The sequence below is a fragment of the Serratia sp. A07 genome, from assembly GCF_058725505.1.
The window spans coordinates 26,907-43,909 of sequence record NZ_JBZXDO010000004.1 but is presented as its reverse complement, the minus strand read 5'-3'; the positions used below and the strand labels follow the sequence as shown (position 1 = coordinate 43,909).

At 60.9% G+C, this 17,003-nt stretch carries 20 protein-coding genes; 6 read left to right on the top strand and 14 right to left on the bottom strand.

Annotated features, from left to right (window positions below):
* Positions 1-110 precede the first annotated feature (110 nt).
* Positions 111-527, top strand: a complete 417-nt coding sequence (locus AC4PR2_RS05620) for a MarR family winged helix-turn-helix transcriptional regulator (protein WP_060422158.1) — start codon at positions 111-113, stop codon at positions 525-527.
* Positions 528-619: 92 nt separating this feature from the next.
* Here AC4PR2_RS05620 and AC4PR2_RS05615 read toward each other — a convergent pair whose 3' ends face one another.
* From AC4PR2_RS05615 to AC4PR2_RS05605, 3 genes are all read right to left on the bottom strand, one after another.
* A complete protein-coding gene (locus AC4PR2_RS05615) occupies positions 620-1,540 on the bottom strand; it encodes a L,D-transpeptidase family protein (protein WP_038878352.1) in 921 nt (306 codons plus the stop codon).
* A gap of 233 nt (positions 1,541-1,773) precedes the next feature.
* Complete coding sequence (locus tag AC4PR2_RS05610) at positions 1,774-2,649, bottom strand: helix-turn-helix domain-containing protein (RefSeq protein WP_033652832.1); 876 nt, start codon at positions 2,647-2,649, stop codon at positions 1,774-1,776.
* 10 nt (positions 2,650-2,659) lie between these two features.
* Positions 2,660-3,037, bottom strand: coding sequence for a hypothetical protein (locus AC4PR2_RS05605; RefSeq protein ID WP_060422149.1), 378 nt, complete (start codon positions 3,035-3,037; stop codon positions 2,660-2,662).
* Positions 3,038-3,157: 120 nt separating this feature from the next.
* Between AC4PR2_RS05605 and AC4PR2_RS05600 the strand changes: the two genes are divergently transcribed.
* On the top strand, positions 3,158-3,979 hold the full coding sequence (locus AC4PR2_RS05600) for an AraC family transcriptional regulator (protein WP_346420357.1): 822 nt from the start codon (positions 3,158-3,160) through the stop codon (positions 3,977-3,979).
* Between the two features lie 38 nt (positions 3,980-4,017).
* Here the strand turns inward: AC4PR2_RS05600 and AC4PR2_RS05595 are convergent, their stop codons facing one another.
* The 8 genes from AC4PR2_RS05595 to AC4PR2_RS05560 form a co-directional block, all read right to left on the bottom strand.
* Positions 4,018-5,154, bottom strand: coding sequence for a porin (locus AC4PR2_RS05595; protein ID WP_060440835.1), 1,137 nt, complete (start codon positions 5,152-5,154; stop codon positions 4,018-4,020).
* Between the two features lie 118 nt (positions 5,155-5,272).
* Positions 5,273-5,539 (bottom strand): hypothetical protein, encoded by a 267-nt coding sequence (locus AC4PR2_RS05590; RefSeq protein ID WP_197658017.1) that lies wholly within the window; start codon positions 5,537-5,539, stop codon positions 5,273-5,275.
* Entirely contained in the window at positions 5,524-6,294 is a 771-nt protein-coding gene (locus AC4PR2_RS05585; protein WP_169318019.1) for a 3-hydroxybutyrate dehydrogenase, read from the bottom strand. The genes AC4PR2_RS05590 and AC4PR2_RS05585 overlap by 16 nt, the downstream gene beginning before the upstream one ends.
* Positions 6,295-6,306: 12 nt before the next feature.
* Positions 6,307-7,698, bottom strand: coding sequence for a GntP family permease (locus AC4PR2_RS05580; RefSeq protein ID WP_033641736.1), 1,392 nt, complete (start codon positions 7,696-7,698; stop codon positions 6,307-6,309).
* Between the two features lie 45 nt (positions 7,699-7,743).
* On the bottom strand, positions 7,744-8,667 hold the full coding sequence (locus tag AC4PR2_RS05575; RefSeq protein WP_060422138.1) for a 3-hydroxyacyl-CoA dehydrogenase family protein: 924 nt from the start codon (positions 8,665-8,667) through the stop codon (positions 7,744-7,746).
* An 18-nt stretch (positions 8,668-8,685) separates the two neighbouring features.
* The gene (locus AC4PR2_RS05570; RefSeq protein ID WP_346420358.1) at positions 8,686-9,870 is read right to left on the bottom strand and encodes an acetyl-CoA C-acetyltransferase; all 1,185 of its coding nucleotides are present in this window, start codon (positions 9,868-9,870) and stop codon (positions 8,686-8,688) included.
* Between the two features lie 14 nt (positions 9,871-9,884).
* Positions 9,885-10,538: a CoA transferase subunit B gene (locus AC4PR2_RS05565; RefSeq protein ID WP_142109213.1), complete on the bottom strand. Its 654-nt coding sequence runs from the start codon at positions 10,536-10,538 to the stop codon at positions 9,885-9,887.
* 11 nt (positions 10,539-10,549) lie between these two features.
* A complete protein-coding gene (locus AC4PR2_RS05560) occupies positions 10,550-11,248 on the bottom strand; it encodes a CoA transferase subunit A (RefSeq protein ID WP_049212496.1) in 699 nt (232 codons plus the stop codon).
* Between the two features lie 168 nt (positions 11,249-11,416).
* Between AC4PR2_RS05560 and AC4PR2_RS05555 the strand changes: the two genes are divergently transcribed.
* On the top strand, positions 11,417-12,334 hold the full coding sequence (locus tag AC4PR2_RS05555; RefSeq protein WP_049272489.1) for a LysR family transcriptional regulator: 918 nt from the start codon (positions 11,417-11,419) through the stop codon (positions 12,332-12,334).
* Here AC4PR2_RS05555 and AC4PR2_RS05550 read toward each other — a convergent pair.
* Positions 12,324-12,623 carry a helix-turn-helix domain-containing protein gene (locus tag AC4PR2_RS05550; protein WP_019453270.1) on the bottom strand — a complete coding sequence of 100 codons (300 nt, stop codon included), beginning with the start codon at positions 12,621-12,623 and terminating at the stop codon, positions 12,324-12,326. The genes AC4PR2_RS05555 and AC4PR2_RS05550 overlap by 11 nt on opposite strands.
* 3 nt (positions 12,624-12,626) lie before the next feature.
* Positions 12,627-12,977, bottom strand: a complete 351-nt coding sequence (locus tag AC4PR2_RS05545) for a type II toxin-antitoxin system RelE/ParE family toxin (protein WP_060440839.1) — start codon at positions 12,975-12,977, stop codon at positions 12,627-12,629.
* 272 nt (positions 12,978-13,249) lie between these two features.
* Here AC4PR2_RS05545 and AC4PR2_RS05540 point away from each other — a divergent pair, with 272 nt between their 5' ends.
* The gene (locus tag AC4PR2_RS05540) at positions 13,250-14,254 is read left to right on the top strand and encodes a hypothetical protein (RefSeq protein WP_492174944.1); all 1,005 of its coding nucleotides are present in this window, start codon (positions 13,250-13,252) and stop codon (positions 14,252-14,254) included.
* The gene (locus tag AC4PR2_RS05535; protein WP_141973035.1) at positions 14,254-14,649 is read left to right on the top strand and encodes a hypothetical protein; all 396 of its coding nucleotides are present in this window, start codon (positions 14,254-14,256) and stop codon (positions 14,647-14,649) included. The genes AC4PR2_RS05540 and AC4PR2_RS05535 overlap by 1 nt, the downstream gene beginning before the upstream one ends.
* 424 nt (positions 14,650-15,073) lie before the next feature.
* Here AC4PR2_RS05535 and AC4PR2_RS05530 read toward each other — a convergent pair whose 3' ends face one another.
* Positions 15,074-15,373 carry a hypothetical protein gene (locus AC4PR2_RS05530; protein WP_197802258.1) on the bottom strand — a complete coding sequence of 100 codons (300 nt, stop codon included), beginning with the start codon at positions 15,371-15,373 and terminating at the stop codon, positions 15,074-15,076.
* A 245-nt stretch (positions 15,374-15,618) separates the two neighbouring features.
* Between AC4PR2_RS05530 and AC4PR2_RS05525 the strand changes: the two genes are divergently transcribed.
* Positions 15,619-16,989 carry a glutamine synthetase family protein gene (locus AC4PR2_RS05525; protein WP_088381197.1) on the top strand — a complete coding sequence of 457 codons (1,371 nt, stop codon included), beginning with the start codon at positions 15,619-15,621 and terminating at the stop codon, positions 16,987-16,989.
* Positions 16,990-17,003: the final 14 nt, after the last annotated feature.

Sequence of the window (17,003 nt, the reverse complement as noted above, 5' to 3'; positions counted from 1 at the left end):
AAGATGTAACCGTTCGTAAACGAACGACCTGCCAGGGCAAGTATCTCTCAGCGGTCAGTTTTGTTATATTGATATTATTGCTCGCTTTTTTCCTCTTAAGGAATAAACGTATGAACAGAACGCTGGCCAATACTTTTTTCCATCTCATCCGCGAGTTGCTTCAGGATCATAGTTCTCAATGGCAGAAATCGCTCCCTGAACTCAGTAAACAGCAATATTCCATTCTGGCCACCGTTTCAGAAACTCCGGGTATTGAGCAAGTCGAGTTAATGGAGGCGGCAATCAGCAGTAAAGCCGCGCTGGCTGAATTACTCAGCCGAATGGAAGGGAAAGGTCTGTTAAAGCGTGAAGCAGGCGAGCAGGACAAGCGCCGCCGATTTATTTACCTGACGCCTGCGGGACAGGCGCTGTTCGAAGCCAGCCGCCCAATCGCCGACGCGATTGATAACAGGTACCTTGAACGGGTCAATAAAGAGCAATATGAGTCGGCGCTTTTCGCTTTACAGACGATGGTGGGAAAAAAATAAATTAACCCTCTCGGCAGAGATAAAGATTCAACAGTCATAAAAAAAGACGCCCGCAGGCGTCTTTTTATCGCGTTCACTGAAGCCCGAGGCAATCAGTTCACTTTCACCGGCATACCGGAACGGGCCTTGATCGCCGCGTCCACTTCGCTCTGGTTGACGCCGGCGTCCATCAGCACTTTGCCGACCGGCGCGGAAATGGTCAGCGGCACCGGATCTTTGGATTGCAGCTGCTCTTCGTTGGCCGACAGCGGGTTGTGCACTTCCACGTAGCGCGAGCCGTCCGGTTCGACGGTGGCTTTCATCGGTTCGTTGATGAACTGCACGCGGGTGCCGACCGGCACTTTCTCGAACAGGTACTTGATGTCGTCGGCGCGCAGACGCACGCAGCCGTGGCTCACGCGCAGACCGATGCCGAAGTTAGCGTTGGTGCCGTGAATGGCATACAGGCGGCCAACATACAGCGCATACAGCCCCATCGGGTTATCCGGGCCGGCCGGGAACACCGCAGGCAGGATTTCACCGTCGGCCGCATATTCGGCGCGCATCTTGGCAGTCGGCGTCCAGGTCGGGCCGTCTTTCTTGCGCTGTACTGTTGTGGTCCAGTTCAGCGGGGTGTCTTTACCCAGCTGGCCGATACCGATCGGCAGCACCACCACGGTGTTGGACCCTTTCGGGTAGTAGTACAGACGCATCTCGGCGCTGTTGATGATGATGCCTTCACGCGGCGCGTCCGGCAGGATCAGCTGCTGCGGGATGGTCAGGGTGCTGCCGGCCTTCGGCAGGAACGGATCCACGCCCGGGTTGGCCTCCAGCATGTTGCTCAGCCCCATCTGATACTGGGCGGCGAAGCTTTCCAGCGGCAGTTTGCTGTCTTCCGGTACGGTGATTTGGATATTCTCGCCCACCAAACGGCTGTCTTTTGGCGGCAGCGGGTAGACGACGGCGAAGGCAGCCTGGCTGAATGCAACCAGTGCCGTAAACAGGGTTAATAACGCGCGAATGCTCATTTTCATCTTCGTGTTGGTCAAGGCCACTGGCGATTATGGGTATCGGTTTCTACGGCCACTTTACCCCGTTGCATTTCAGCCGGCAGCCAACGGCGCTGCGGCCTGAAAAACCAGGGGGGATTTGACCGGATGCGCATTATATGTGCACATCAATCAAAGTGTGAACCATTACCGATGTAATATCGCAATTTTTTGTAACCTGACGCGCCACGAAGGCGATTTTTTGCGAGAACCGCCGCCTAACCGGCGGCGGCCAACGCTTCCACCCGCCGAATAGGGATCAGATATTCGCAGCGGATCGCCGCGCCGCCGAGCGGGCAGCTGCCCTCCTGCGCCGGGTAGAAACGCTCAATATCCTGCCCCGGCCGGCGGACGGCGTTCATCTGCGGCATCGCGGTGTCGTACAGCCGCACGATAAAGTTTTGTAACCCTTCCGCCTGCCCTTGATAGGTGAAACGGGCATACTCCCCCTGTTCGATAGTCACCCGCTCCCCCATCGCCCCTTCGTCCGGCAGAGCGGCGGTATAGGCCATGCGCGGATTACCCCGGCGTTGCCTGTCGACCTCCAGACTGGTGAGGCCGTATACCACCTCCGGCAGCGCCTGCGGCTGCAGCAGCTGCCGCCAGGCGTGGCGGCGCAGCTCGCACTTGGAGGCCGCCAGCTGCCCCAGCGTAAAGCTACGGCGCTGGGTGTTGCCCACCAGCTGCATGGCGGGCAGCGTCACGATGTCGGCCTGCGGCAACGGCGTTTCGGTCAGCCGTAGCGGCGGCTGCAGGCCGTAGCTCGACCAATCCTGGCTGCGGCGATAGCTGGCCGGCGGCAGACCGAACTGTTTGCGGAAGCAACGGGTGAAGGTCTGCTGCGAATCGAACTGGTAAGTATCGGCGATGCAGGCCACGCTGGTGCCGGTCAGGCGCAGTTCGCGCGCGGCGGCGGTCAGCCTTCTGCGGCGGGCGTAAGTGCCGAGAATATGGCCGGTATGTTGCTTGAACATCCGCTGCAAATGCCACTTGGAGTAGCCGGACTTGGCAGCAATGTCGTCCAGCGTCAGCGGCTGATCCAGGCTCTGCTCGATCCAGGCCAGCAGCTGTTCAATCACCTGTTGCTGGTGCATGGTATTCCCCTTATTTTAACAATAACGTCTGCGCCAATACCCGCCCTGCGGCTTCATCGGCGGCCACCAGCACCGGATAGCCCCAGAACTTGGCGCCGTATTCGGCGAATTCTTCCGCCGCCGTGCGTTTGGCGTCGTCCGGCTCCAGCATGATCATGCCTTTCACCCACAGCTTCAGCGCCTCGCGGTTATCGCGCTTCCACAGCGCGACCTGGGTGCGGGCATCGCGGTCATGTTCTTGTTCTTCATCGCCGACGCTGCGGTCGGTCATCAGGACAAAGGGTTCGGCGCGCGCCAGCAGCGCGCTGAATTCGGCCAGTTCGGCCTGGGTATCGCGCCCGTTTTGGCGCATCCATACCAGCGGAAAATCGGCGGTATCCAATGACATAATCAGTTTCCTCAGGAAATGGTTTAGGACTGGCGCTTACTTTATCGGCACCGGCGCTAGACCACATTGCGCAATCAGGACATAATACTTTTCAATTCCGCCAAATTGAGAATTATTCTCATGAAAGTACAGATCCCCCGCCACTGTCTGGATATCGATCGGGTGCCGCGCCCGCTGTTTGCCCTGCAAGGTTCGACCCTCGAGCAGGACTGGGAAGTCGAGCCGCACCGCCATCAGAAGGCGCAGCTGATCTACACGGTACGCGGCATGATCCGCTGCGAAGTGGAAAACGGGCTGTGGCTGGTGCCGCCGCAGTGCGCGCTGTGGATGCCGGGCAACGTGTTGCACAACGCTCAGGGCGCCGGCTCCACCGAGGCCTACTGCCTGTTCGTCGATCAACATGCCGCCGCCGGTCTGCCGCAAAACTGCTGCACGCTGTCGGTCTCGCCGCTGCTGCGCGAGCTGCTGCTGCAGGCCAGCACCTTCGAGCCGCTCTACGACGAACAGGGCGCCGAAGGGCGCCTGACGGCGGTATTGCTGGACCAGCTGGCGGCCGCGCCGATCGAGAACCTGCATCTGCCGGTGTCCGACGACGCACGCATTCGGCAGTTGACCGAAGGCATGCTGAGCAGCCCGGCGGACAAATCCACCCTCGGGCAGTGGGCGCAGCGCATCGGCATGAGCGAGCGCTCCCTCAGCCGCACCTTGCAACAGCAGATGGGCATGAGCTTCGGCCACTGGCGGCGCCAGCTGCACGTGATGCTGGCGCTGCAGCGCCTGACGCAGGGCGAGAGCGTACAGACGGTGGCGCTGGATCTGGGCTACGAGAGCGCCAGCGGCTTCGTCACCATGTTCAGAAAGGCGGTAGGCAAACCGCCGGCGCGCTACCTGGCGGAGCGAAACGCCTCTGGAGAGACCCTGGGCGGCGCAATTACCATGTGAAAAAGCCGGCGCAGGCGCCGGCTTGAAGCAGGTGAGAATCAGAAGTCGTAGAACACCGTAATCCAGGTGGAGTCCGGCTCGTTGTCGCTGCTGTTGGCCAGCGTGCGCTCCACATACACCGACAGTCCGTAACCGATGGTGGTGCCCGCGCCGAGGTAAACGTGGTTGGCGTGATACGCCTCGTCACCTTTCAGCCGCAGCGAGTCCGCCGCCACGTAAGGCTGGATCGATTTGAGGAATGGCTTGTCGATATTGAAGGTGTAACCGACGAAGCCTTCCAGCCCGTAGCCGTCACCGGCGAAGAAGTGCGACAGCGTGCGCTGGCGGGTGCTTGGCACATAGTCTTTGTAGTAGCTGGCGGTGCCGACGATGTACCAGTTGTTCGGCTGCCAGGTCAACGCGGTGCCGGACAGCTGCTGGTGATAATCCTTTTCGCTGTACAGATTGTCTTTGATCTTCGCGTCGGTATAACTGTAGGCCGCGCTGAAGGTGAAATCCTTCGTCACCTTGTAATCGAAGCCCAACCCGCCCCCGCCCTTACGGCGATAAATCAGGTTATCCGCGGTGTGCAGATCGTCTTCCGGCAATAAATAGTTGGCGTACAGCGTTACCGGCCCGAAATCATTGGTGTACTTGATGCTGTTTTTCGGTTTATTGCCGCCGTCGTAGTCGCCGGAAATACCGATGCCGGTGCCGCCCGCATGGCCATCGTTATCCCAGACGTCGCTTTTGATGCCGACCACCGAATAATAGATGCCGTATTGATGGCCGTAGGTCAGGGTGCCGTAACGATCGTCTTTAAAACCGGCGTACAGCTGGCGCTGATAGTCGCGCTTGCCGTCTTCGTTATAGTGCCCGTCCCAGCTGAGCGCGTGCGCCAGATCGACACCCCACTCGTAATAGCCGATGATCGAGGTATCCTGCGTCAGCGCATAGTCGCCGCTGAAGCGAAAACGCGTGCCGCCGTCGTGGCCGTTTTTGTCATAGCCCGGCTCCGGGCCGTTATTGAAGATCCACTCGGGGCGAATGCTGCCGCCCACCTTTACACTGAGCGGCGCCAGCAACACATTGCTCTGCGGGTTTTTATCCAGAATGGTGATCTCGGCCTGTGCGCCGGCGGATAACGCCGACAGCAAGACGCCGCCAATGAATATTGGCGTTGTATTTTTTCTCATTATTACCCCTGCCCGAAAAAATTATTGTTATAAACACGGTGGTCTTAAGCCACGCAGAAATAATTAACCGATGTGAACAGCGCACGCAAGATATAAAAATTCACGCCATAACCTGTCATTATTTCAGGTTGGGTTTAATTTCAGCAAAAACGTGTTCATCTGTAACGCGAAGAAAAATAGTGTAATAACCGCAGCACGAAATAAACCAATCCGCACGTTTCACCCAAAATAAACCGGCGTGATTATCCGGGAATAAAAATAGCAAATAACAAATAAATATTATTGCCGCAGGTAAACCGTCACGCAGAGGAATTAACTCATGGCGGGAAATAACGACGGAGCGCGTTGCGCGCTCCGAGAGAGAATTCACTACTGTGCCAGCCAACCGCCGTCCATGTTCCAGGCGGCGCCGCGCACCTGCGCCGCCGCATCGCTGCACAGGAACAGCGCCAGCTCGCCGAGCTGCTCAGGCGTAACGAACGCTTGCGAAGGCTGCTTCTCCGCCAACAGCTCATCGCGCGCCCGCTGCGGGTCGATCCCGGCGGCAATGCGTTTGTCGATCTGCTGCTGCACCAACGGCGTCAGCACCCAGCCGGGGCAAATGGCGTTGCAGGTGACGGGCGTGCGCGCGGTCTCCAGCGCCAGCGTCTTGGTCAGCCCCACCACGCCGTGCTTGGCTGCCACATAGGCCGACTTGTCTTTCGACGCCACCAGCCCGTGCACCGACGCCACGTTGATGATGCGCCCCCAGTGGCGCTCGCGCATCCCCGGCAGCGCCAATCGGCAGGTGTGGAACACCGCCGACAGGTTGATGGCGAGGATGGCGTTCCATTTCTCCACCGGGAACTGATCCAGCGGCGCCACATACTGAATGCCGGCGTTGTTCACCAGAATGTCCACGCCGCCGAACTCACGTTCGGCATACTGCATCATGTCCGCTATCTGGGCCGCATCGCCGAGATCGGCGCCGTGATACCCCGGCGCCGCGCCCAGCCGCGCGACCTGCGCTTGCGCCTGCTCCACGTCGCCGAAGCCGTTGAGGATCACGCGCGCGCCGGCGGCGGCCAACACGGACGCTATCCCGAGGCCGATGCCGCTGGTCGAGCCGGTCACCAGCGCGGTTTTGCCTTGTACACTCATGGTATCGCTCCTTTAAACAATGCCGGTCAGGTAGAACACGCCGATCACGAACAGCACCGCGGCGCTCTTGATCAGGGTGATGGCGAAGATGCCGCCGTAGGCCTGCCGGTGGCTGAGGCCGGTGATCGCCAGCAGGGTGATCACCGCGCCGTTGTGCGGCAAGGTGTCCATGCCGCCGCTGGCCATCGAGGCCACCCGGTGCAGCACCTCCAGCGGAATCTGTGCCGCATGGGCGGCGGCGATAAAGCTGTCGGACATCGCCGCCAGCGCGATGCTCATGCCGCCGGAAGCCGATCCGGTGATGCCGGCCAACAGGGTGACGCTGATCGCTTCGTTCAGCAGCGGGTTGGGGATCGCCGACAGCGCCTGCGACAGTACCAAAAAGCCCGGCAGCGCGGCGATCACCGCGCCGAAGCCGTATTCGGAGGCGGTGTTCATCGCCGCCAGGATCGCGCCGCCGACCGCCGTCTTGCTGCCTTCCGCCAGCCGGCCGCGAATATTGCGAAAGCCGAACACCACCACCAGCAGAATACCCGACACCAGCGCCGCTTCCACCGCCCAGATGGCGGTGATCTTCGCCACGTCGGTGGTGATCGGCTTGGCCAGCCCCGGCAACGTCAGCTCGTGGCTGGCGCCGTACCACTGCGGGATCCAATGGGTGAAGCCAAGGTTGAATACCCCGACCAAAATCAGCGGCAGGATGGCGATCAGCGGGTTCGGCAGGTTGATGTCGTCCGGAGTTTCCGGCTCGTTCAGCAAATCGGTACCGTACCCTTCTCCCTTCAGCTGCGCCTTGCGCCGCTGGCGTTCAAGATACAGCAGACCGACCGCGATGATGAACAGCGAGCCGATCAGCCCCAGCCACGGCGCGGCCCAGGCATTGGTGCCGAAGAAGCTGGTCGGGATGATGTTTTGGATCTGCGGCGTGCCCGGCAAGGCGTCCATGGTGAAGGAGAAGGCGCCAAGCGCCACGGTGGCCGGGATCAGCCGCTTGGGGATACCGCTCTGGCGGAACAGCTCGGCGGCGAACGGATAGACCGCGAACGCCACCACGAACAGCGACACCCCGCCGTAGGTCAGCAGCGCGCACACCAGCACGATCACCGGAATGGCGTGACGCCGGCCGAGAATGCGGATCGCCGCCGCGACGATCGAACGGGAAAAGCCGGACAGCTCGATCAGCTTGCCGAACACCGCCCCCAGCAGGAACACCGGGAAGTAGAGCTTCACGAAGCCGACCATCTTCTCCATAAACAGCCCGGTGAAAGTCGGCGCCACCGCGCCGGGATCGGTCAACAGCACCGCGCCCAGCGCGGCGATCGGGGCGAACAAAATCACGCTGTAGCCGCGGTAGGCGGCCAGCATCAGTAATCCCAGTGCTGCCAGGGCAATCAAAACGCTCATCGGTCACCTCAGTATCGTTGTTATTGTCAGGTACGGAGTGCGAAATTACGGTTTCAGCGCAAAGCGCAGCTGATGCGCCCGTCGCCGTTGAATGCGTTCCCTGCGTGCGTCATCCCAAAGATAAAATCCCCGGCCGCTGCGCTGGCCGGTATCGCCGCGCTGCAGCCGCTGTTCCACCAGCGCCATCATCTCGTCGCCGGTCGCCAGTTCCGGGAACAGGTGGCGGGCGATGTCCGCCACCGTCGGCAGCCCGGTCATGTCGGCGGCCTCCAGCGGGCCGACCATGGCGTAGCGCCGCCCCAGCGAGGCGCGCATCACCTGATCCACCACCTCGGCGCTGGCGATGCCGCTGTGGACGATGTGCAGCGCCTCGCGCAGCACCGCAAACTGCAGCCGGTTGCCGACAAACCCCGGCGCGGCGCGCTCCAGCAGCACCGCCTCCAGCGCCATCCCGCCGAGCAGCGCCTGCACCGCCGCCAGATGGCGCGGATCGGTGGCGCGGCCGGGCACGATCTCCACCAGCGGGATCAGGTGCGGCGGGTGCCAGAAGTGGGCGATCAGCAGGCGCTGCGGGTGGGTCATGCGCGCCGCCAGCTCGTCCGGCGGCAGGCCGCTGGTGTTGCTGGCAATCACCGCGTCGTCGGCGATCAGCCCTTCCAACTGCTCATACAGCGCGTGCTTCAGCTCGAGCCGTTCCGGGATCGCCTCGATAAGCAGCCGGGCGCGCGCCACGTCGTTCAGCTCGCCGGTCACGCGCAGGCGCGCCAGCGCCGCGTCGCGCTCAGCGTTATCAAACTGCCCGACGTCGCTCAGCTCGGCCAGAATGCCGCTCGCCACCGCCGGCGCCTCCACCCGCCGCTGCGGATCCGGGTCATACAGCAGCACCTCATGGCCGTGGCGAATAAAGTGGGTGGCGATGCCCACCCCCATCAATCCGGCGCCCAGTACCGCATAATCAGATGACTGCATCGTGCCCTCCTCGGTTGTTCACGGGCGCTCTACCGCCAGCGCCACGCCCTGCCCGCCGCCGATGCACAGCATCGCCAGCCCCTTGTTCACCCCGCGGCGCTGCATTTCGTACAGCAGCGACACCAAAATGCGGCAGCCGGACGCGCCGATCGGATGCCCCAGCGCGATCGCCCCGCCGTTGACGTTGACCCGCTCCGCCTCCCAGCCCAGTTCTTTGCCCACCGCCAGCGCCTGCGCGGCGAAGGCTTCATTGGCTTCGATCAGATCGACCTCCTCCAGCCGCCAGCCGGCTTTCTCCAGGCAGCGCCGCGCGGCCGGCGCCGGGCCGATGCCCATGATCGCCGGATCGACGCCCGACGAAGCGTAACCGGCGATGCGCGCCAGCACCGGCAAGCGCAGCGCGGCGGCTTTTTCCGCGCTCATCAGCAGCACCACGGCGGCGCCGTCGTTGAGCGACGAAGCGTTGCCGGCAGTCACCGTGCCTTCCTTGCGAAACGCCGGGCGCAGCCGCGCCAGCGCCTCCAGGCTGGTGTCGCGCGGCTGTTCGTCGTGCCCCACACACAGCGCCTCACCCTTCGGCTTCGGCACCGTCACCGGCGTGATCTCCTGCGCGAAACGCCCGGCCTGCTGCGCCGCCTGCGCCTTCTGCTGCGAGCGCAGCGCAAAGCTGTCCTGCTCGGCGCGGCTGATGGCGTATTTCTCCGCCAGGTTCTCGGCGGTAATGCCCATGTGGTAGTCGTTGAACGCGTCCCACAGGCCATCGTGGATCACGCTGTCCACCATCTGCGCGTGACCGAGGCGCAGACCGGCGCGCGCGCCGGCCATCAGGTAAGGCGACTGGCTCATGCTCTCCTGGCCGCCGGCAATCACCGCCTCGGCGTCGCCGCTGCGGATCGCCTGCACCGCCAGATGCACCGCCTTCAAACCGGAGCCGCACACCTTGTTGATGGTCAGCGCCGGCGTCGTAACGGGCAGCCCGGCATTCAGCGCGGTCTGGCGCGCCGGATTCTGCCCGCAGCCGGCGGTCAGCACCTGGCCGAGGATCACTTCATCAATCTGCTGCGGCGCCACGCCGCTTTGCGCCAGCAGCCCCTGCACCGCCGCCGTGCCCAGTTCCACCGCCGTCAGCGGCGCCAGCGCGCCGTGAAAACTGCCGACCGGCGTGCGCGTCGCCGCCACGATCACCACTTCACGTTGTTGCACATTCACCTCCCGTTTCAGAAACGCATTTCCGGCACTTGCTCCGGCACGATCAGCCGGCCGGCGGTCTTGGCGACAATCTCCGCCACGCTGACGCCCGGCGCGCGCTCGCGCAGCACAAAGGCGCCGTCTTCAATTTCCAGATAGGCCAGATCGGTCAATACCTTGCGGATGCAGTTGGCGCCGGTCAGCGGCAGCGTGCAGCGCGGCAGCAGCTTGGAGTCGCCGCCCTTCGAAGCGTGGGTCATCACCACGATGATGTTCTCCGCCCCCGCCACCAGATCCATCGCGCCGCCCATGCCCTTGACCATCTTGCCGGGGATCATCCACGAGGCGATGTTGCCCTCGACGTCCACTTCAAACGCCCCCAGCACGGTCAGATCGACGTGGCCGCCGCGGATCATGGCGAACGACTGCGCCGAATCGAAGATCGACGCGCCGAGGCGTGCGGTGACCGTCTGCTTGCCGGCGTTGATCATGTCAGCGTCCAGCTGCTGCTCGGTCGGGAACTCGCCCATCCCCAGCAGGCCGTTTTCCGACTGCAGCATCACGTCCATGCCCGCCGGCACGTAGTTGGCCACCAGCGTCGGGATGCCGATGCCCAGGTTGACGTAGTAACCGTCCCGCAGCTCTTGCGCCACGCGCTGCGCCATTTGTTCACGGGTAAGCATGCAAATTCTCCTTATGCCCGTAGGGTGCGTTGTTCGATACGCTTCTCGAAGGTGCCCTGGATCAGCCGATCGACGTAGATGCCGGGGGTGTGGATCGCCGCCGGATCCAGCTCGCCCGGCGCGACGATCTCTTCCACTTCCACCACCGTGATGCGCCCGGCGGTCGCCATCAGCGGATTGAAGTTCTGTGCGGTGTGGCGGTAGATGACGTTGCCGAAGTGATCGGCCTTCCAACCTTTAACGATGGCGAAATCGCCGGTGATGGCGGTTTCCATGATGTAAGGGCGGCCGTTGAACTCGCGCACCTCTTTGCCTTCGGCGATCGGCGTGCCGTAACCGGTGGCGGTGAAGAACGCCGGGATACCGGCGCCGCCGGCGCGGATTTTCTCCGCCAGCGTGCCCTGCGGCGTGAGATCCACCTCCAATTCGCCGCTGAGCGCCTGCTGCTCGAACAGCGCGTTTTCGCCGACGTAAGATCCCACCACCTTGCGGATCTGCTGGGTTTCCAGCAGCCGCCCGAGGCCGAACCCGTCGACGCCGCAGTTGTTGGAGACCACCGTCAACCCGCGCACGCCGCGCCGGCGGATCTCTTCGATCAGGTTTTCCGGGATGCCGCACAGGCCAAAGCCGCCCGCCAGCACCGTCATGTTGTCCGTCAGGCCTGCCAGCGCTTCCTGGTAGCTGCCGACGCGTTTGTCGAGCCCTGCCATATCGTTGCCCCTGCATGTTGCGGCGCAGGGCGAAATGCCCTGGCTTGCGTGAGGGCATCTTCAGGTCACAAAAATGATTTGTTAATTTTGTTTTTATGCCGCATTCATTTAGAATTTTTATTAATCAGTCGTTAACCGACAATTAACAAAGAGTTAACGCCAGCCAAAATGAAAATGAGCATCAAACAGTTACGCGCGTTTTTAGCGGTAGCTCACACTCTGAACTTCGCCCAGGCCAGCGAGCGGCTGAATATTTCTCAGCCGGCGCTCAGCCTGGCGATCCGTGGGCTGGAAGACGCGCTGGGCGGGCCGCTGCTGCTGCGCACCACCCGCCGGGTGACGCTGACGCCGGAGGGCGAAACCTTCTTCCCGATGGCGCGCCAGCTGCTGGCGGATTGGGATAACGCGGAAGAGGCAATGCGCCAGCGCTTCACCCTGCAGATGGGCAAGGTGGCGATCGCCGCCATGCCGTCGTTCGCCGGCAACCCGCTGCCGCCGATCCTCAAGGCGTTTCGCGATCGCTACGCCGGCATCAACGTGGCGGTGCACGACGTCATCAACGAGCAGGTGTTTGAAATGATCCGCGAAGGGCGGGTGGAGATGGGCATCGCCTTCGAGCCGGAGCCGAGCGACACCCTGCACTTCACCCCGCTGTGCCGCGATCGCTTTCTGGCGGTGGTGCCGAAGGATTCGGCGCTGGCGCGCAAGGCGCAGGTGAGCTGGAAGGAGCTGCTGACGCTGGATTTCATCACCCTGCAGCGGCCATCGGCGGTGCGGCTGCTGCTGGAGCAGGAGCTGGCCCGCAGCGGGCGAACGCTGGAGGTGGCGTTTGAAAGCCACCAGCTGGTGACGGTCGGGCGCATGGTGGCCAACGGCCTCGGGGCCAGCGCGGTGCCGGCGCTGTGCGAGAAACAGATGGATGAGCTGGGGGCGGTCTGCGTGCCGCTGATCGGCCCGATCATCGAACGGCGCGTGGGCCTGATCCGCCTGGCGCAGCACCAACTCTCTTCCGCCGCGCAGGCGCTGGCGACGGTGATCGAACGGGAAATGGCGGGGAGTGGTGGGCAGCCTGCGCTTAAACCGTAAACCCGACGTGCTTGCCGCCCGGCAGCTCAACGTCCAGGCGCAGCGTGCCGCCCATCGCTTCCACGTAGCGTTTCAGGGTCGAAATCTTCAGCTCATTGCCGCGCCCTTCAATGGCCGCGACAGAAGGCTGGGAAATGCCCAGCGTTTTCGCCAGTTCCTGTTGGGAAATATTCAGCGCTTCCCGCAGCTGGTGCAGGTGCGCTTCAAACAGCATCTCTTCGGCCATTTCCTCGATGCGCCGGCGGCTCTCCGGGGTGCGGGAGGCCAGCAGTTGCTTTAAGGTGCTCATGGGTTACTCCTTGAAATAACACATCAAATATTGGGTGAACTGCGCATCCGCGATGGGCAGCATCACTTTATAAAACCGCTTCTCATTACCCGTTTTGTCGCCCGCACACAGCACAATCGCCTGCCGCGCCGGATCAAAGGCGAAAAAAGCGCGAATCGGCCGCCCTTTGTGCTGAATACGCAGCTCTTTCATGTTGGAATGCAGCGAGCCTTTCAGCACGTCGACAAAAGGCCGCCGAAGAGAAGGCCCTGCACGCTCAAGCATCACCAGCGCGGCCAGCACCTTTTCCTGCGTCGATTCATCCTGTTCACAGAGCCACCGATCAAACTCTTCCGTTGTCATTACCGTCCACATGGCATCGCCTGATTATAGAGTACAATCTATGACAAGACGATAGACCGGAATATATAATTTTCTCCAGACCGCCGTTGGCGTTTTGCCTGGCAGCTCGAAAAAGTAACCGATAGGACCATCGCCTATCAGTTCAATCAAATAGAGGGAAGGAGAGGCAAATTTAGCGAAATGCCGATGTTTTCAGATGATTCTCCGATCGAGAGCGTGAGCCAGAACCTGTTACCACCCTATAGAAAATGTTAAGTTTCCTAAAAATAAGGAGGCTTTTCGACATGGAACAGAAGTCCAGCAACATCGCACCGGGCTATTGCATCGCCCAACAAACAGGCCCGCTCGCCTTCCACGCCAACTACCTGTTCGGTGGCAAGCCATCCGAAGCGGCACGCTTTTTTATGCAGCTCAATGCCGATACGCCGCTGGTTCAACCGGGGCAAATGCTGATCGTCGCCGATCCGCGCAATCATCATCAATCTACGCAGATCGCCGCCCTAATGCAGGCCAAGAGCCGCACCAGCAAAGCGGTGAAAGCCGGTGACAGCGATTTCTCCACCTTCTTGCACCGCAATTACGCCGCTATCGCCGCCTTCACCAGCTATGGGGAAACGGCCGTCGGGCTGGCTTCGGATGCCGGAGAACGCTACTTCAGTCAGATCAAACATATCCTGGTCGAAATTGAAGCAACCTACCAAAATCAGTTCCGCACGAGTGGCGCTTTGATTGGCACTCAGTTTCAGGTGGAACGAGCGCGGCTGTTCGGTACATTAAAACCGTTACTGAATCGCCTTACTCGTGCTCAACTCAATATGAAAGAGTATGCGCAAATCAAACACGCGCTGGGGCTCTCCAGTAAATCGCTGGTGCATGAATGGAGTACCGCTGGCGTCGGCGCCATCAAGGGCTATTCGAACTACGTCGACAGCGCCAGCCGTGCGGCCAAGTTTATGAAAGCCGGCGGCTGGATCGGCATCGGATTGAGCGGGCTTAATACCACCAACGACGTCTACAATGCTTGCACCACCGGCCGCGAACAGGAGTGCGCCAAGATCGCGGTGAAGGGATACAGTCATTTTGCGGCAAGTACTGCGGCGGGGATTTGGGTAGGGAATGCAGGTGCAGGTCTTGCGATTGCAGCCTGTTCAATTGTGTTAGGTGCAGCAACAGCAGGAACAGGTGTGATCGTTTGTGGTATCGCTGGAGCCGCCATAGGAGGCGCAGCAGGATCCACACTCGGTGGCATGGGTTCCGATTATTTGACGACGTTAGTGGTAGGTGAATGATGAAATTTATCGTCATATCGTGTTTGATATTGCTGGTTTTAAGCGCCTTCATCCAGTTCATTGGTTACCGTCGCCATAAAAAAGAGTTTGACGCTTTCTATCAACGTTACGCCGGCAGCGGACATTTTATTCCGCCCTACGTCGCCTTTGCCGATAGCCTCGGCATGCTTGGAACCTCATTGAAAGCACAGTGGTTTCTTTGGATTCTGAAAAGGAAAAAAATAAAAATAAGGGATCAAGTTTGGCTCGATGCGAAAACCTACGATTTCGTGCAAAAAACCGCCTCTCCTGAGCTACAGAAGTGGCTGGCGATGGACTTTATACTTTTGCTCGTAGAAGCCATTATTACCACCGTGGGCTGTATTTTTATTTATCTCATCAAAATCAACGTATAAAAATGATCAATTATATTGAGTCTTACATAAAAGAGATAAAACTCTTAGTGGTATTACTATTCTTTCTTTGCCTTCTTATCGCTATTATCCAATTTATTTACTATCGACTTCATAAAAAAGAGTTTGATCTCTTTTATCAACACTATGTGGTGAGTAAACACCCTGTTCCACTTTTTGTCGTGATAGCGGACAACCTTAACTTCATCGGTGTTTCACTAAAAGCCCAGTGGTTTCGTTGGATTTTGAACAACCGGAAATTAAAACTGACTCGCAACGTTTGGCTAAGCCCCAAAACCTACGATTTCGTTCGAGCAGCTTCATCACCAAGGTTAAAAAATTGGATCCGTAATGATTTCAGATTATTAATGTTACAAGGAGCACTCTTAATCATCATGTGTCTCCTGAACTATCTCCTGAAGTCGGTCTAATCCCCCTCCACCGCCTGCACCGCCGCCTTCTGCGTGGCGCGCTGATATAAGCACAGCTCCCTGCCCGGCTTGTTTTTCATAAACGGCTGCGGGTAGCGCCCGCCGATAAACAGCGCCGAATAGCCGACGTCATCGCCGTAGTGAACGATCGCCCCTTCCACCCTGGCGTTTTTTAGCCCGCTGGCTTTCAGGCAGGCGCCGCGCATCGCCCGTTCGCTCTCGGCCCACGCCTGTGGGGAAGACGCGGTGGCGTTGAACGCGGCCAGCGCGGCGATAAGCAGCCCTATTTTCTTCATCGTTATCTCTCCTTCAACGGCCCGTTTCGCCAGTATAGACCGTGCCGGCGCGGCCAACCCGCCAACGCCGCCGTACTCTTTACGGCATTTTTATTCCGCGCCCCGTTAACGTTACGGCGTTTTTACAGACAGTTTTTGCCGCCGCAGATACCCTTTTCACATCGCCGCTATGGCCTTACAAGAGAGTTGTCCCATGCGTTTATCCCTGCCTCTGGCCGTGACCGGCCGTCGTTCTGGAGCGCGCCATGCATGCTAATATCATCGGCTTCAATCCGCTGCTGGCGGAGCTGCCCGCTTCGCCAACGCGCGCCTTCCACAAAGAGCTGGAACACTACCTGCAGCGCTATCCGCAGACCGAACAGCTGGATATTTATCTGCACGATCTGAACGGCCAGCTGCGCGGCAAGCGGCTGCCGATCGCCGAAGCCTTTGGGCTGGAGAAAGGCTGCTACTTTCCGCTGTCGATCTACGCCCTGGATCTGCACGGCCGGGTGATTGAAGAAAGCGGGCTGGGGCAACGGGCGGGCGAGCCGGACCGTCTGTGCCTGCCGGTGCCCGGCACGCTGCGCCCCTGCGCGCGCGATCCCGAACGCCACGCCCAGCTGCTGCTGACGATGCAAAACGCCGACGGCGGCGCCTGCGAGCTGGAGCCGCGCGTGGTGCTGCAACGGGTGCTGAAGCGCCTGCACGAGCGCAACTGCTTCCCGGTGGTGGCGGCCGAACTGGAGTTCTACCTGCAGGATCCGCAGCACCCCGCCGAGGCGGAAACCTGCCCAACGCAGAGCTTCGCTGTGGATGCGCCCGAGCGCCACCATGCGCTGCTGAGCGACATCGAACGGCACGCCCGCCTGCAAAACCTGCCGTTGACCGGCGTGGTGGCCGAAGCCGCCTCCGGCCAATACGAGCTGAATCTGCATCACAGCCGGCGCGTGCTGGAAGCCTGCGACCAGATCATGGCACTGAAACGCCTGACGCGGCAGATTGCCGAGCAACATCACCAGCACGCCTGCTTTATGGCCAAGCCCTGCGCCCACGCCGCCGGCAGCGGGCTGCATTTCCACATCAGTTTGCAGGACGAGCACGGCGAGAACCTGTTGACCGGCGCGCCGGGCGAACTGAGCGACAACATGCAGCAGGCGATGGCAGGCATGCTGGCGCTGATGCCGGCGTCGATGGCGATCCTGGCACCCAACATCAACGCGTTTCGCCGCTTCCGCCCCGGCATGCACGTGCCGCTGCGCGCCTCCTGGGGCCACAACAACCGCACGGTGGCGCTGCGCCTGCCCTGCGCCGACAGCGCCAACCAGCGCATCGAATACCGCCTGGCCGGCGCCGACGCCAACCCTTATCTGGCGCTGGCGGTGATGCTCGGCGGCCTGCTGCACGGGCTGGAACACCCGCTGCCGCTGCCGCCCGCCGCCAACGGCTGCGAGAGCGACAACGCCGCGCCCTTGCCGCTCGGCCAACAGGAGGCGCTGGCGCTGTTCCGCCACAGCGATCCCCTTCGTGAGCTGCTCGGCCCGGCATTCTGCACCTTGTGGCACACCTGTAAAAGCGCCGAACTGCGCCGCTTCGAGGAACAGGTCACCGCCGCCGAACTCGGCTGGATGCTGTAACCACCCGGTTCATT